This window comes from Acinetobacter sp. LF10 (assembly GCF_048585715.1).
Classification (GTDB): Bacteria; Pseudomonadota; Gammaproteobacteria; order Pseudomonadales; family Moraxellaceae; genus Acinetobacter.
Window position 1 is genome coordinate 3122387 of record NZ_CP184160.1, and the last position, 15167, is coordinate 3137553.

Annotated in this window: 15 protein-coding genes, 2 tRNA genes and 2 pseudogenes; 9 read left to right on the plus strand and 10 right to left on the minus strand. The window is 39.2% G+C overall.

Translation table 11 applies throughout. From position 1 onward, the window contains the following. Positions 1-8 precede the first annotated feature (8 nt). The gene (locus ACN19N_RS15000) at positions 9-1235 is read left to right on the plus strand and encodes a DUF445 family protein (protein ID WP_269230486.1); all 1227 of its coding nucleotides are present in this window, start codon (positions 9-11) and stop codon (positions 1233-1235) included. A gap of 63 nt (positions 1236-1298) precedes the next feature. On the opposite strand, the gene ACN19N_RS15005 is transcribed toward ACN19N_RS15000, so the two are convergent. Together ACN19N_RS15005 and ACN19N_RS15010 are read right to left on the minus strand one after the other, a co-directional pair. Beyond that, positions 1299-1643 carry a NirD/YgiW/YdeI family stress tolerance protein gene (locus ACN19N_RS15005; RefSeq protein WP_420001666.1) on the minus strand — a complete coding sequence of 115 codons (345 nt, stop codon included), beginning with the start codon at positions 1641-1643 and terminating at the stop codon, positions 1299-1301. Positions 1644-1804: 161 nt separating this feature from the next. Continuing rightward, entirely contained in the window at positions 1805-2227 is a 423-nt protein-coding gene (locus tag ACN19N_RS15010; RefSeq protein WP_269229120.1) for a DoxX family protein, read from the minus strand. A gap of 236 nt (positions 2228-2463) precedes the next feature. Between ACN19N_RS15010 and ACN19N_RS15015 the strand changes: the two genes are divergently transcribed. Next, positions 2464-3102, plus strand: a complete 639-nt coding sequence (locus ACN19N_RS15015; protein ID WP_004665252.1) for a DedA family protein — start codon at positions 2464-2466, stop codon at positions 3100-3102. A 1-nt stretch (position 3103) separates the two neighbouring features. Here ACN19N_RS15015 and ACN19N_RS15020 read toward each other — a convergent pair whose 3' ends face one another. From ACN19N_RS15020 to ACN19N_RS15040, 5 genes are all read right to left on the minus strand, one after another. Beyond that, on the minus strand, positions 3104-3694 hold the full coding sequence (locus ACN19N_RS15020) for a threonine transporter RhtB (RefSeq protein ID WP_420001667.1): 591 nt from the start codon (positions 3692-3694) through the stop codon (positions 3104-3106). A 208-nt stretch (positions 3695-3902) separates the two neighbouring features. Further along, complete coding sequence (locus tag ACN19N_RS15025; protein WP_420001668.1) at positions 3903-4295, minus strand: hypothetical protein; 393 nt, start codon at positions 4293-4295, stop codon at positions 3903-3905. 9 nt (positions 4296-4304) lie between these two features. After that, positions 4305-5147, minus strand: coding sequence for a ParA family protein (locus ACN19N_RS15030; RefSeq protein WP_269229123.1), 843 nt, complete (start codon positions 5145-5147; stop codon positions 4305-4307). A gap of 80 nt (positions 5148-5227) precedes the next feature. Next, positions 5228-5620, minus strand: coding sequence for a SirB2 family protein (locus tag ACN19N_RS15035; RefSeq protein WP_269238853.1), 393 nt, complete (start codon positions 5618-5620; stop codon positions 5228-5230). Positions 5621-5629: 9 nt separating this feature from the next. Beyond that, on the minus strand, positions 5630-5938 hold the full coding sequence (locus ACN19N_RS15040) for a BolA family protein (protein ID WP_269238852.1): 309 nt from the start codon (positions 5936-5938) through the stop codon (positions 5630-5632). A gap of 191 nt (positions 5939-6129) precedes the next feature. On the opposite strand from ACN19N_RS15040, the gene ACN19N_RS15045 reads away from it, so the two are divergent. The 5 genes and pseudogenes from ACN19N_RS15045 (at position 6130) to ACN19N_RS15065 (ending at position 7774) form a co-directional block, all read left to right on the plus strand. Further along, positions 6130-6202 (plus strand) — tRNA-Gly (locus tag ACN19N_RS15045). Positions 6203-6243: 41 nt separating this feature from the next. Then, positions 6244-6319 (plus strand) — tRNA-Gly (locus ACN19N_RS15050). A 192-nt stretch (positions 6320-6511) separates the two neighbouring features. Beyond that, positions 6512-7043, plus strand: a pseudogene (locus ACN19N_RS15055) (IS5 family transposase); the annotation flags it as partial. Continuing rightward, positions 7032-7394 carry a HipA domain-containing protein gene (locus ACN19N_RS15060; RefSeq protein ID WP_420002404.1) on the plus strand — a complete coding sequence of 121 codons (363 nt, stop codon included), beginning with the start codon at positions 7032-7034 and terminating at the stop codon, positions 7392-7394. The pseudogene ACN19N_RS15055 and the gene ACN19N_RS15060, both read left to right, overlap by 12 nt. A gap of 98 nt (positions 7395-7492) precedes the next feature. Beyond that, complete coding sequence (locus ACN19N_RS15065) at positions 7493-7774, plus strand: hypothetical protein (RefSeq protein ID WP_269229125.1); 282 nt, start codon at positions 7493-7495, stop codon at positions 7772-7774. 17 nt (positions 7775-7791) lie between these two features. Here ACN19N_RS15065 and ACN19N_RS15070 read toward each other — a convergent pair whose 3' ends face one another. Next, entirely contained in the window at positions 7792-11139 is a 3348-nt protein-coding gene (locus tag ACN19N_RS15070) for an SNF2-related protein (protein ID WP_420001669.1), read from the minus strand. Positions 11140-11333: 194 nt separating this feature from the next. Then, positions 11334-11429 (minus strand): annotated as a pseudogene (locus ACN19N_RS15075) (hypothetical protein); the annotation flags it as partial. Between the two features lie 200 nt (positions 11430-11629). On the opposite strand from ACN19N_RS15075, the gene ACN19N_RS15080 reads away from it, so the two are divergent. After that, complete coding sequence (locus ACN19N_RS15080) at positions 11630-11932, plus strand: helix-turn-helix transcriptional regulator (RefSeq protein WP_000364388.1); 303 nt, start codon at positions 11630-11632, stop codon at positions 11930-11932. 4 nt (positions 11933-11936) lie between these two features. Beyond that, the gene (locus tag ACN19N_RS15085; protein ID WP_420001670.1) at positions 11937-13196 is read left to right on the plus strand and encodes a type II toxin-antitoxin system HipA family toxin; all 1260 of its coding nucleotides are present in this window, start codon (positions 11937-11939) and stop codon (positions 13194-13196) included. Between the two features lie 422 nt (positions 13197-13618). Here ACN19N_RS15085 and ACN19N_RS15090 read toward each other — a convergent pair whose 3' ends face one another. After that, the gene (locus ACN19N_RS15090; RefSeq protein WP_269238849.1) at positions 13619-15055 is read right to left on the minus strand and encodes an amino acid permease; all 1437 of its coding nucleotides are present in this window, start codon (positions 15053-15055) and stop codon (positions 13619-13621) included. Positions 15056-15167: the final 112 nt, after the last annotated feature.

Sequence of the window (15167 nt, forward strand, 5' to 3'; positions counted from 1 at the left end):
TTCAAGAAATGATTGCGGATTTTCAACAGAATTTCTGGTTATATATTTCAATCCCGTTTATTAGTGGCTTTATTGGCTATGTAACCAAAGTTATTGCCATTCAAATGATGTTTGCACCACTTGAATTTAAGGGACTAAGATTATTTGGTCTTCCAATCGGATGGCAAGGCATCGTCCCTCGCAAAGCTGAAAAAATGGCGACCATAGCCGTTGAGTTAATGACCTCAAAGTTAATTCAGCCACAAGAAATTTTTGCCAGACTAGATCCGAAAAGGATTGCTCAAGAAATTGAAAAACCACTAATGGCTGCCGCTGAAGACATTACCCGTGAAGTTGCACAACAATATCAACCGGGTTTATGGGAAGGTATGCCTGAGTTCGCACGAAAGAAATTAATTAAGCGAGTTCAAGCCAAAGCCCCTGAGATTGTTGAACATATCATGGGCGAAGTGCAAAAAGATGTCATCAAATACTTTGACATCAAACACATGGTGATTAGCAATCTCCTCAAAGATAAGCGTCTTCTCAACGAAATTTTCAAAAAAGTTGGCAAACAAGAGTTTAAATTCTTTAGTAACGTCGGTTTTGTCTTTGGCTTCGCTATTGGTGTGGTGCAAATGTTGTGTTGGGTAGTCACTCAAGGAAAATATCCTTGGATGCTGCCAATGTTTGGTGGATTTGTTGGCTTTTTCAGTGACTGGATGGCTTTACAAATGATGTTTAGACCACTGTATCCCAAAAAGGTATTGGGTTATACGTGGCAAGGTTTATTCATCAAACGTCAAAATGAAGTTGCAGCCGATTATGCAGCCTTAATTTCCAAGCAACTGCTTACATCACGCAATATGATGGAAGAACTTTTTTCTGGAACCAATTCAGATAAAGTGATCGAACTCGTCAGCCGCCATGTCAAACAAGAAATTGATTTACAGGCAGGCATTGTTCGTCCATTGGTTGTTTATGCGATTGGTGGTGAAAAATATCAGAACTTAAAAGCAGAAGTTGCTGAGCGTATTTTAAAACAACTCCCAGAAACGATGCGCTATGTAGAGTCTTATGCCGAAGATGCCATGGATGTTCGCACGACCTTAGTCGAACGAATGCAAAAATTAAGTCCTGAAGAATTTGAAGGCATGCTCCGCCCTGCATTTAAAGAAGATGAATGGTCATTGATCATTGTTGGCGCAGTACTAGGTTTCCTTGTTGGGGAAATGCAAATTCACTTTATGCTCTAAAGCAATACCATCAAAATCAAACAAGGAAGCTTCAGCTTCCTTGTTTTTTTATGACTAGTGCATCTACTTTTCAATTTTGATCACTTCAATATCAGTGGGTTTATAGCGGTGGGTATCCACCTCTCCCACTAGCCGAACATGATCACCCACTTTCAAGCCTGCTTTACGCCAAATATCATCATCAATTTCGATGCCAATCGTGCCACTCCGATCTTTAAATTCGTAATGATCACTTCTTAAATGTTTCGTAATTTGACCCGTTAAAGTAACACCCGTTTCATCAGCCAGTTGAGCAATCTGATTCACCGTTATCACATTTTTTGCTGCTTCTTGCACAAGCACATGATCATCTTTACCTGCCCAAGTTGATGTTGATAAGCCAATTAAAATCGCTATTCCACAAGGCATCAAGATTTGTTTTATTGGATACTTCCTCCAGTTCTTGTCTTTATTATTATCTAAACAGAGATAAGCCGTTGCTTCAGCTTCTTTTTGTAATTAAGCATTAACTTTATCTGTATAAAAACCGATCCCCACTCATTGACGTGGGGATTGTTTTAAATGGCTCATTATTTCTCAATCACATGATCTAAGCTCAAACGACCAGCACCATGCAACATTAAATAAAATAAACCACCAGACATAGCTAAGTTTTTCATAAAGTTGATTTGTTGCATTTGATCATCTGCACCGTGGAAAATGAATGCGGTAATAATGCTAAAGATACCTAAACCAAATGCAGCTAAACGGGCTTGAAAACCAAATAACAGCGCAAGTCCACCACCAAACTCAACCAAAATAGTTACTGGTAACAATGCCGCAGGCACACCCATCGATTCCATATAACCCGCTGTAGCGCCATAAGCGCTGAGCTTGCCCCATCCTGCAATAATAAAAATATAGGCCATTAGGATCCGTGCAACAAGCGTAACGATATTTTCTACACCTGACTGCGTTACGATATTTTTTAAGATAACATTTGGATTAAACATAATTGATTCCACACTAGTTGTTTTTTAATATAGAAACAGTTTATGTGTGTTTTATTTTGCAATAAACATTATATTAGTTAATGCATCGTTCTATATTTGCAACAAACATTGTTATTCCAGATCAAAATTAATCATGTCGCTACTCAATGAATGTTACCAATTAAATTGGTTTTTATACTGACATTCTATAGTTGCACTGCTAGGATTTAGCTCAAATTTATACTGTTAACAGCTTCATGGAACTTATTGATTTTATTCTGCACGTTGATGAACACCTTTTAGAATTTATTACCAATTATGGCGTATGGATTTATGCCATTTTATTTTTAATTATCTTTGTTGAAACAGGCCTCGTAGTGATGCCTTTTTTACCTGGAGATAGCTTATTATTTGCTGCGGGTGCACTAGCAGCATCAACTGGTGCGATGGATCCGTGGGTGCTCGGTATTTTATTATTTATTGCCGCAGTATTAGGTGATACCGTAAATTACCACATTGGGCGTTATATCGGCCCGCGTGTATTCGAAATGAATTCACGATTTATCAATCAACAACATTTACTCAAAACACAGCAGTTCTTCCAACGTCATGGCGGTAAAACTATTATTTTTGCCCGCTTTGTTCCGTTTGCACGTACCTTTGCACCATTTGTCGCAGGTGCAGGCAGTATGAATTATAAATTTTTCCTCACCTATAACGTAATTGGTGCTTTTTGTTGGATCGCATCATTTATTACGTTAGGTTATATCTTTGGTAATATGCCAATCGTTAAAGATAATTTCACCTATTTAATTTTTGGCATTATTATCATCAGTATCTTGCCGGGCGTTATTGGTTTTGTTCGGCAAAAACTAAATGAGCGTAAAGCTCAATAAATTAAAATAATCGAAAAATCATTGGCAACATACAGATCAGTAATAACATTGCCGACCCTTTATATAAATGGTCGGCTGTAATTCCATTAAAACTCCCAACCAGAAGTGCTCGTCCGAAGTACATCCAAAAAACACTTACAGGGATTAAGATCACACTAAAAATCGCAAAAACTAGCACTGCATTTTCAACCGAAGTCCACGTTTCAACAGGAAAAATACCTGCCGCTAAAAGCACTGTTTTTGGATTTTTTAAAGTCGCGCTAAATAATTTTGTCTTACGTATCTTCTGATGGCGTTGATCATATTTTTGCAAATGCGCACTTTTCCAAAGATGAAATGCCATCCAAAGTACATAAACCAAACTGCCTGTATGCAAAATTACATCAATGGCTGGCCAAATCGGCTCAAAAAGATGAATAAATAATGCCCACAAACTTATGCCATATACATATCCCAACCATTCAATTGGAATGAAGATTATCGTCTTAAAAGCCCCTTGTTGATGAGTTGCACTGGCGAGCAATGCATTGGTTGGACCTGGAATAAGTAACACCGCCAACATCGCCAAAACAAAAAACCAACTGTCAATCATAAAGATACCGAACCACTATGTAGGTCGCCACCTTAAACGAATTTGAAGCAAAAAAACAAATTTAGGGGAGAAAATTAGGCTATAAAAATTAAAGAAATGAATATAAAGATTACTAAGATATTGTTTTATATATTTTTATATTGAAACATTTTGCTAAAATTTAGTTATTTATCACTGTAATAAATTACAGTGATAAATAAATTTCAACTTATGACTTTAAACGTGGCTTGACCACAATTGCACAACCTTTGAACTGTGCGGCTTGTACAATTGCATCCTGCTGACCTAATAAGTTAGCGAGCTCGGTGTTCTTGGTATTCATTGACTGCCCCATATTTAATGAGATTGTTGGTGAAATTCCCCAGCCACCGCCTCTTGCCCAACCACCACCAAGCCCAACACCGACACCCACCCCAGTACGCTTAGGTGTCTGCACACCATTATCGATGTATTGTTGAATACGATTATATTCAGCTTGCAACTGTTGGCAGTTTAAAGCTTGGTACTGAGTTGGTGAAACATAAGACGGCTTAACCGTTGATGCGCAAGCACCTAATAACATACTGAGTGCTAACACAGGCATCCAATATAAGCGTTTCATAAGATTCTCTTATTTTTTTGATTCAATCTCACCAAATAAAGTGACGTAAGCTAAGGTCAACTTATGTTCTGATGCCAAGTGAATCAAGGGTAAATTCTTTTGATGTGATTCTTTCATCAACACGGATGGCGGTAACATGCTTGCTAAAACAGGTAAACCTTCATCTTTTAATTGTTGAACCACTTCACGCGGTAATTTTGCCTGAGATTGGAATTGATTCACGACGATTCCCTCAATCTCTAAGCGATCATTATGATCATCTTGGGTTTCGAGTACATTTTCAATCAAAGTTTGTAACGCACGTTTCGAAAACACATCACAGTCAAATGGAATCAAGACACGATCTGCGGAAATTAATGCCGACAAGGTAAAGAAATTAAATGCGGGCGGTGTATCAATGAAAATACGATCATAACGCGCACTGAGTGACTGAATCGAATCACGCAATTTATAGATTTTATGTTTGCTTTCTAAAGCATGTTCTAGCGCGCCAAGGCTTGGGCTGGCAGGAATCACATCTAGATTTTCAAAAGATGTCCGATGAACATAACTCTCTAAACCTTTGCCTCGTGGTGCTTTTAGGATCGAGCCGATGGCATTGCTAATTAATCCCTTCTGCTGCGTGCTGCCTAAAATATCATCAAAGAAATTTTCAATGTTTGGCTCTAATGCTGCTTTGTCAGCAGAATATGTTGCATCTTCACCTAAAAGGTACTGGCTTGAATTTGCTTGTGGATCAAGATCAATCACCAAAGTTCTTAAACCTTGCTTAGCACTAATTGCAGCTAAGTTGACTGTAATACTTGATTTCCCTACACCACCTTTTTGGTTAAACACCACACGAGTTAACATGATTTCCCTCTACAAGATTTTTGTAAACTGCACGCAGTTTAACTTAGTGCCAAAACAATTACTAAAACAATGTCAAACAATTACGCAAAAACAGGTTTAATGATGACTAAGCCAATAATACCAACTAATGCCACTGTACCGATCAACAAACCAGCACGGCGCTGTTGCAATAACACACTGCTGTCTTTTTTATAGGTTTTGATCAAAGATGACCACAAGACAAAAAACAAAATCACTTTGGCATAAAACCAAGGTGCTACGTCAAAGTTCTTCATCACGACTAAAATAGCCCCTGTCAAAATAATCAGGGTCAGCGACAAATGTTGTAAACCGACGAGACCTTTAAAACCTTTTGGATTGGGTTGTTGATTTTGTACACCGATAAATAAACTCGCTGCACGAAGAACAAAAGCAATGATCAACAAGCTCACTGCGGACATATGAATAATTTTGGTGACTAAATGTGCGTCCATGATCAATCCTTAACTTTTAGGTGCATGCGCGCATTCAGGACTGGCTGGCGCTTGCCCTTGCCATTCACTTGCCACATAAGCATGAATCGCTAAAGCATGGATTTTCCCAGGATTCATTAACTCAGTCGCAACAGCATAGATTTTTTGATGACGCTGTACCAAACGTAAGCCCTGAAATTCATCACTCACCACAATCACTTTAAAGTGTGATTCTTTACCAGGAAAATAACCACCATGCCCTGCCGACTCATTGATAACCTCAAGATGGGTAGGTGTTAAAGTTTGCAAACGTTCAATCAACTGTTGTTCTAAGTTCATCAGTCACTCTATTAAGGTCAGATTGAGATAGCCCATTAGTATACATGACCCGACCTCTAGAGAAAATTTTGTACAAAATTTTGCCTTTCCGCTTTTTAAAAGCGCAGAAATGCTTTTATTTTATGCAATTAATCATTTTCTTTGCATAAAATTATTGACCCTATTTTTGCATAATGTATTATACACGGCATGCGGGAATAGCTCAGTTGGTAGAGCATAACCTTGCCAAGGTTGGGGTCGGGAGTTCGAGTCTCCTTTCCCGCTCAAATTTTTTAGTGTAAGTTTTAGTAAAAACTGCTCAATAAGCGGGAATAGCTCAGTTGGTAGAGCATAACCTTGCCAAGGTTGGGGTCGGGAGTTCGAGTCTCCTTTCCCGCTCCAGATTCAAAAAAACCCTAATCGAAAGATTAGGGTTTTTTCTTTTTGATTATTAATAATATTTTTTCTAAAACCTATATATTTTAGCTTTATAAGAAGCCCTAAGAATTTTTAGATAACGTGTTTTTTATACAAGTACGTGGCTTTGTTGCACAAAGCTATTCTTGAAGTCTTCATCAACAATATAATTTCTAGATGAAGAAGTCTGCACCTAAAATCTACCGTACAACCAATTGGTCCTCGTATAACCAAGCTTTAATCAAGCGAGGAAATATTTCAATCTGGTTTGATCCTAAGACCAATGGTATGCACAGCCACAAGGCAAGCATGGACGAAATCAAACTTATTCCGATACAGCGATTCAATGCTGTTTAATGATCAAATCTCTATTCCATCTTTCTTTACGTATGGTCACTGGCTTTGCTCAAAGCCTGATTAAACGCTGTGGTTTGAATTGGACAGCACCAGATTACTCCACCCTCTGTAGACGACAACAGCATATTGATATTGCGATAAGCTATCAGAAAAGTCGTGATGGGTTACACGTACTCGTCGACTCTACAGGGTTAAAATTTTTAGGTGAAGGCGAACGGAAGCGTAAGAAACATTAACCTGAATATCGTCGCCAATGGCGCAAACTTCATATCAAATACGAGCAGTTCAGCTCACAACAAACAATGTGGCAACGGAAACGACTCTACTCGGGGACTGGATTATCAAAACTCCTTCTTCCAGACATGCTTTTGTTGCGCTAAATGAATATTCTATGATGCCCCTTGCCAAAACGGTCGGAATAGATGTCCCTGAGATTCGCTTAGTGGATATGGCAATTTTACAAGACCTTCCACCATTAAATTTACCCCAAGAGCAATATGCTTTCGCAATCAAAAGATTTGATAGAGAGAGTACTGCTGATACTACAGAGCTTATTCACATCGAAGATTTTGCTCAGATCTTCAGCGCATATCCACATCAGAAATATAGCACCACAAATTATGAGCAGATAGGAAAGATCATTTATCAATTTTCAGATAAAAAATTATTGATATTCAGTAATTTGCTAGCCGTTTACTCATAAATATTTTACTCGCCAATGGAGATGCACATTTAAAGAACTGGAATATAATTTATTAAGATAAAAGTGCACCAAGATTATCACCCGCATACGATATATTAATGACTAGTGTATATATTGAAAATGAGCATCATTTCGCATTAAATCTTGCCAAAAATAAAGATTGGTATCTAGCTGAGATAAAGCATTTTAAGCAATGGGCAGAAAAAGTAGGCGTTCCATGGCGTATCATCGAGAAGCAACTTCACGATATTATGGATAATGCTCGACCATTATGGCCAGCGCTATTACTAGACTTACCTATAACTTCCGCTCATAAAGAAAAATTAAGAGCACATTGGGAAAAATTTCATCCAGACTTTCTGATACTTACAGATGATTAGGGCAACCAGTAACAAGACTAAAATTTTTCAAACAAGTTCATCACGTCATTTTCCGTCAGTTTCACTTCGCCTTCATGATCTGTACTTAGAATAGAGTGTGCCAGTTTTGCTTTATTTTGCTGTAAGGCAAGAATTTTTTCTTCTATGCTTTTATTGGTAATCAGCTTATACACAAATACCGACTTGTCCTGTCCAATTCGCCATGCACGATCTGAAGCTTGATCTTCAGCAGCAGGGTTCCACCATGGATCATAGTGAATGACTGTATCTGCGGCAGTTAGATTCAGACCGACCCCTCCTGCTTTCAGACTGATTAAAAATACCGACACTTGTCCAGACTGAAATGCTGTAATGACTTCATCTCGCTTTTTGGTCTGCCCAGTCAGCTTCACATAGCCAATTTCTACATGATGGAGCTGTTGCTCAATCAGTTCCAACATTGAGGTAAACTGAGAGAAGATAAGAATTTTTCGCCCCTCTTCCACCATTGGAACGACCATATCCATCAACTGTTCAAGTTTGGCAGAATGTGCCTGCGCGGTTTTCACTGAATCCAGCTTTAGTAAGCTAGGATGGCAGCACACCTGACGTAGCTTCAGTAAGGCATCTAAAATTTGAATTTGACTACGTTTAAAGCCTTTTTCTGCCACAATTTTCTGAATGCTTGCCTGCATCGTGGCGCGAACAGCCTCATATAACTTAGATTGCTGGTCATTCATATCAATATTGACTTCAATCGTGGTTTTTTCTGGCAACTCTTTGACTACGTCAGTTTTCAAGCGACGTAAAATGAAGGGCTTAATCCGGTTGACCAGCTTTTGTCTTAACTGCTGATCACCGCGTTTTTCAATCGGATGACGGTATTTTTTATTAAAAATTTCTTGTGAATATAAGAATCCTGGCATCAGGAAATAAAATAGTGCCCACAGCTCACCCAAATGATTTTCCATCGGGGTACCTGTTAGACACAAACGATGTCGTGCTTTTAATTGCCTTACTACCTGTGCAGCTTTGGCACGCGGATTTTTGATATTCTGCGCCTCATCCAAAATGAGTTGATGATATTCATATTGCTTTAGTTGTTCTTCATCTCTCGCCAGAAGCGGATAAGTGGTTAACACAATGTCATAGTGCGGAATCTGCTCAAAATACTGATGGCGGTCGGCCCCCTGTAGCAGCAACACCTTGAGTTCAGGGGTAAATTTCTCTGCTTCTTTGAACCAGTTATGCATCAGCGATGTGGGTGCAACAATTAGGGCAGGACTGTCATGCAAATATCCAGCCTGTTTTTCCATGAGTAAATGGGCTAAAGTTTGTGCTGTTTTCCCCAAGCCCATATCATCTGCCAGAATCCCACCATGCTGGGTTTCCCTTAAAAACTGTAACCAGCCTAAACCCTGCTGCTGGTATGGACGCAATTCCCCCTGAAAACCTTGTGGTGTCGGCAGTTGTTGCTGATAGCCTTGTTTGAATTTCTGTACAAATTGTTGCAGACGATCACTGACCTGCCATGTCATCCCAAGATTATGCTGCAATTCTAATAATTGACTCGCATCATAGCGATCAATACTGCGCTCTTCTTGCTGTAAAATGCTCTGCAGATGCAACAATACCGGCTTAATATCCCTAACGGATAAGGCCAAATCAGGTTGATCAACTGCAGTTTTCACGGTGAAAATTTGACTGTCATGCAGATGAATAAAAGTCCGCGGATCAAGTAAATCAGGATTTACTCGCACCAAAGCTACGAGCGCATCAAGCAAATTATAAGAATTGCCTGCACTGTCTTGAACCGTCGCACCGATATTGAACCAGTCCTGCTGACCTTCAGATTCAGTGATAGAAATATTTAAATTTTCAACATATTGCACATTAAAAGGGCTGTTCTCCAGATGCTCTATCTGCCAGCCCATCAGCTCAATTTGATTGATGGGCATCAGCTGTTTGATCCAGTCTCCATAGAAAGCAAAAACCATAGAATCAAGACGTTGTTTATCCAATTTTAATTGCTGGTCATAACTAAAATCTTTCACCCACTTCAGTGATTCGACCAATAGCTGTAAACGCTGGATTGACTGTTGTTCCTGAACTAAGTCCCGAAGCTGTCGCACCATTTTACCATGCTGTTCACCAATAAAACTGTCACCTGATGTACCTGCTTTAATTCGCCCACCTGCATAGGAGAATTCAATTTCAGCACAAACAGACTCTTCCCATTTCCAATCAAATTTATCTAAAACACCGAAGCGTAAAATTGGCTGGGGACTACCCTTAATGACATCAATATGCTGAATAGACTCGGGTTGAGGCAGATTTTTCACATCTGAATATTGATGAGTCAGTCTCTCAAACTCTGGCAAGAGCATAGTTGGAAGATCAGGCATCTGTAAAAAATGGTACAGAAGATTTGCCGTATATTCACCATATAACTGGCCCACCGTGTTCTGTTGAATATCCACATAACATGGTGGATGGCTCGCGAGAATCTGAATATGTGGATTTGATTTTAAATCGAGTCGAATATCACCATTAACCAATTCAATGTTTAAATGCTCTGTCTGTTTGTCTACACCTTGTTGCCAGATCAGTTCGATGTGATAGCCTTGTTCTGACCATTGAAGTGCAGCATGGCTCTTTTTTTTCCAGTACACATCGCCACTTTGAATAAAAGATTTGAAATGCTCCAATAAAATGCCGGAGATATCAAGATTGCTTTGATAAAAGCGATCGTCGCTGTTTATTTTGGCGCAATAATAAATCTGGTTAAATAATTGTCGTTTTTGTTCAGGTAAAGTCAGATGCTTTCTGGTGATATTTTCATATTGGGTATAATAACTTTCCCCTGCAATTGAGCCGTTTTTATTGCGTCTGGCCTTCTGAACATCAACTGTCAATTTCTTTAAGCTGACAGACTGATCTAGCAGGTAAATTAAATAATTGTTTGTTTTGACAGATTGCTCAGGTTCAGTCTGTTGTAAATACCGTTTAAAATCATTCAACCAACGCTGCGCCTGATCACCCCCCGATTGGCGTTTTGCGATTCCCTGTGGGGATTGAGAGTCAGCATAACGCTGCTGAAATTCCTGGCGATATTCCTGAAAGAATAACCGCGCTAAAGCAGCAGCATGTTTACAGTTATATCCAACCGGACAAGTGCAGTCGTCATCGATTAAACGGTCTTTTTGGGGATTATAGGTAATCGCAGTATCATAATAATCTGTCCCTTCAATTTGGGCATACATGGTGACACAATCTTTTTCCTCAAAGAACTCAATCGTTTCCCTATCAATGTGTTTAGCATAGCTAAGACTACGCTGAGTAGTTGCAGTACTAAAGCGAGATAGAAAATTGATCAATGAGGACATAATTACTAGAGACTAAAAATATTTATACAATTATAACGGACAAAGCTGTCATTTCAGAACAGTAGGGCTTTATTGCACAAAGATTTATAATTTGAAGCATCCCCCAACTTACCCAAATGTAAATTATAACTCGCTATCTGGTAGTGAACTTTGATGTTTTTTCTATTGGCTGGCGTAGATACTTCTAAGCTGCCTAAGGTATCAGCAAAGGCAGAGCCCTGCCCATCAACCTCGTTGCTCCAAACCACTTGTGCCAGATATTCCAGATTAACCTGATAGCAAATACAGGTTCTTCGCGACAACAGGCGAAACTGATTGAGCTTAAAGCAAGTTGTTAGGCTCTGTTAGATTTTAAATATCTAATTAGACTTCTTTAATCTAATAGGATCTAATCAGCCCATAAAGCACCTCATTACCGATCAACGAGCACAGTTCATAACTCCATTATTTTGTGGTTTAATACATATATATAAACATAAGACACAATATTATGGATTTAAAATTCAAAAAACCTGAAGAGGTTGTTACTTTATTATGTGAAAGGCTTCGCAAAGAACGACTTTATCTGGAAATGACTCAGGCAGACGTCGCTACACGTGCTGGTATTAGTGTGAATACAGTATCTAATCTGGAAGCTGGTCGAAATGTTTCATTTGAAAATTTAGTACGCGTTGCCATGGTATTGGGCCGATTAAAAGAATTAGAGGAACTCTTCAAACCTCATTTAAACAGTGTAAATGACATTCTCCGCTATGAGAGCAATACGGCTCGCCAACGTATCAAAAGGAAATAAGTCCATGCTCAAAAAACTTAATGTTTACTACAATGGATGGGGTGAATATTGGCTTTGGGGTACACTGGTCTCCTCAACCGCAATCACAGGTCGGCCATTAATCGCCTTTGAATACAGTGCAGAAGCGATCAGTAAAGGTTTAGAACTTTCCTCTTACCTACTTCCATTAAAAGGTGACTCATTAAGAACGAACTTTCCTACACATCAAATGGGATTGCCAGGTCCTATATATGATGCCTTGCCCGATGGTTGGGGCATGCTTCTTATGGATCGCTTATTTAAAAAAAATGGACTCAATCCAGCACGGATTGGGCCATTAGAACGACTCACGTATATTAATACACATGCAATGGGGGCATTATCCTTTGAACCTTCAGCACCTGAGTTAGCATTAACTGAAAATATTCCACTGATTAAACTCGCTCAAGAAGTTCAGGAAGTTCTCAAAGGAGAAGGTGCAGAATTTTTACAGCATTTATTAATTATGGGTGGATCTCCACAAGGTGCAAGGCCAAAAGCGCTCGTCTACCGTGATCCTGTTACCAACGAATTCTCAACAGTTAGCTCACATCAACATGAAGCATGGTTGATCAAATTTCCCGCTCAGCAAGAGCATCCTGAAGTTTGTGCAATTGAAGCTGTTTATGCAGAATGTTTGCGTCATTGTCATATTGACACCCCTGATACTCAATATTTTACTCTTCCGAATGGATTAACCGCATTTGCATCAAAAAGATTTGACCGCCACGATGGCATGCGTATCCCTATGCAAAGTTTAGCGGCCTTCACCGGAGCTGATTTTAAATCACCAGGGAGTTTAGACTACAGTAATTTTCTTCGCGCTACACACTTTTGCACCAATGATGTTCGCGAAAAAGCAATTGCATTCAAGCGAGCTGTTTTCAATGTAGTCTTCAATAATCGAGATGATCATTGCAAAAACTTTTCATTTCTGATGTCCCAAAATGGGCAATGGAAACTCTCCCCTGCCTATGATGTTACTTTCTGTGAAGGGCCAGGTGGATATCATCAAATGGATATCATGGGTGAGGCACTGGATATTCCTCGACAAGCTCTTGTAAAACTTGGTACTCAGGAAGCGGAACTTTCTGCCCAAGAAGTCGATGAAATTATTGGCTCGATTTGTAAGGTTGCAATCCGATTCAGCAATATCGCTCATGATCTATTACCTGGACAAATTCAAACAGAGACTCTCCAGATGATCCAAAATAGGATTGCACATAATATTCATTTATTGAATTGAATATAAAAAATTTTCATGAGGATCAAGATTCATTATATTAAGTTATATATTGTTATTATTTCTCATGAAAATCAGCATCAAAACATAGGTGACTTTTACAAACTAAAATGTCTAAAATAAAGTGACAAAACCACATTAAATGATCTAAATTGCTAAAAATTTTACTCCGCCAAAACATATACTACTAATTAAATCATATGCTTATAATTGAGGTGATTTAATGGAGTAAATCTCGGTGACTATTTCCAAGGTTGGGGTCGCGAGTTCGAGTCTCGTTTCCCGCTCCAAATTTAAAAAGCCCTAGTCGAAAGATTAGGGCTTTTTTCTTGCCGAGATTTCTTTAATACATCATCTCATCAATAAAAAAGGTGTTTCCATTTGCATAGAAACACCTATGTTGTTATTTAAGCCAACATCTCAAACTAAGCAGCAGACTTTTCCTGTAATCGGCGCATTCTTGGTTTATACAGCACACGATAGGTCACACTTAAAATCACAATCCAAACGGGACTGACATACAAGGCTTTCAATGTATCGGGTTCAAGGGCCAAAATCACTAAAGTAAACATCAGGAAGGCGATCACGACGTAAGACATGAATACCCCACCCGGCATTTTAAAGGTCGATTGAGCATGTAATTCTGGGCGTAACTTACGATAGCGGATATAGCACACCATAATCAGACTCCATACACTGATAAATAGAATCACGCATAAAGAGCTTGCTAAGGTAAATGCTTCAATCGTGTTTGGTACAAAGTATTGTAGTACCGCGCCTCCCATGATGAATACACAAGAGAAGATTAAACCATTGGCTGGAACAGCACTTTTTGATAAGCGACCAAAAGCATTAGGCGCCTGACCATCTTTAGATAAACCAAACAGCATCCGACTGGTCGAGAACACACCACTATTCATGGATGACATCACTGACGATAACACCACAAGATTCATGATAATTGCAGAGGTGACAATTCCTGCATTTAAGAATAATTCAACAAACGGACTTTTATCCGCACGAATATGATCCCATGGCGTCACAGACATCACGACCAACAACGCCAATACATAGAATAGGATGATACGAATGGGAATCGCATTAATTGCTTTGGGTAAGTTCTTATGTGGATCTTTAGTTTCAGCAGCAGTCGTTCCAATCAACTCGATACCAACAAAGGCAAAAACTGCAATTTGGAAACCTGCCAAGAAACCATCGACACCTTTCGGGAACATGCCCCCATGCGACCAAATATTGCTGAATGAGGCAACTGTGCCATGCGGTGCGGTAAAATGACTGAAAATCATATAACCACCCACCGCAATTAATCCCATAATTGCTAAAATCTTAATTAAAGCAAACCAAAACTCGACTTCACCAAACAATTTGACGGTAAGTAAATTCAATGCCAAAACGAATAATACGCAGCCTGCACTAATCATCGCTTGTCCGACTGGTGTAAAGGTCATACCTTCGGGCAGCCAAAAGCCCAGATAGTTAATCACCGCAGCCAAGTCTGCTATCCCGACCAAAACCCAACCGAGCCAATAGGTCCAACCCAAGTAATAACCTGCCCATGGACCAATTAGATCATGCGCCATATCAACGAATGATTTGTACTGTAAGTTTGCAAGTAATAACTCTCCTAATGCACGCATCAGGAAAAAGAACATGCCACCAATAATCATGTAAATAAACAGGATTGATGGACCTGCAAGGGAGATGGTTTTGCCTGAACCCATGAACAGTCCAGTCCCAATCGCGCCACCAATAGCAATCAATTGCAAATGGCGATTGGAAAGTTTTCGTTGTAAGTCTTGAGGCGCTTGTTCGCCTTCTGACTGATTTTGAATCACCGTCATAATAAAAGTTCCTTTTTACTACTTCCTAAAATGAATCCGTCGCTAATTTATGCGCTTATCTCGCGGTCTTTTTTAAAGAACGAATTCATTTTGATTACTCGAAAATACATAT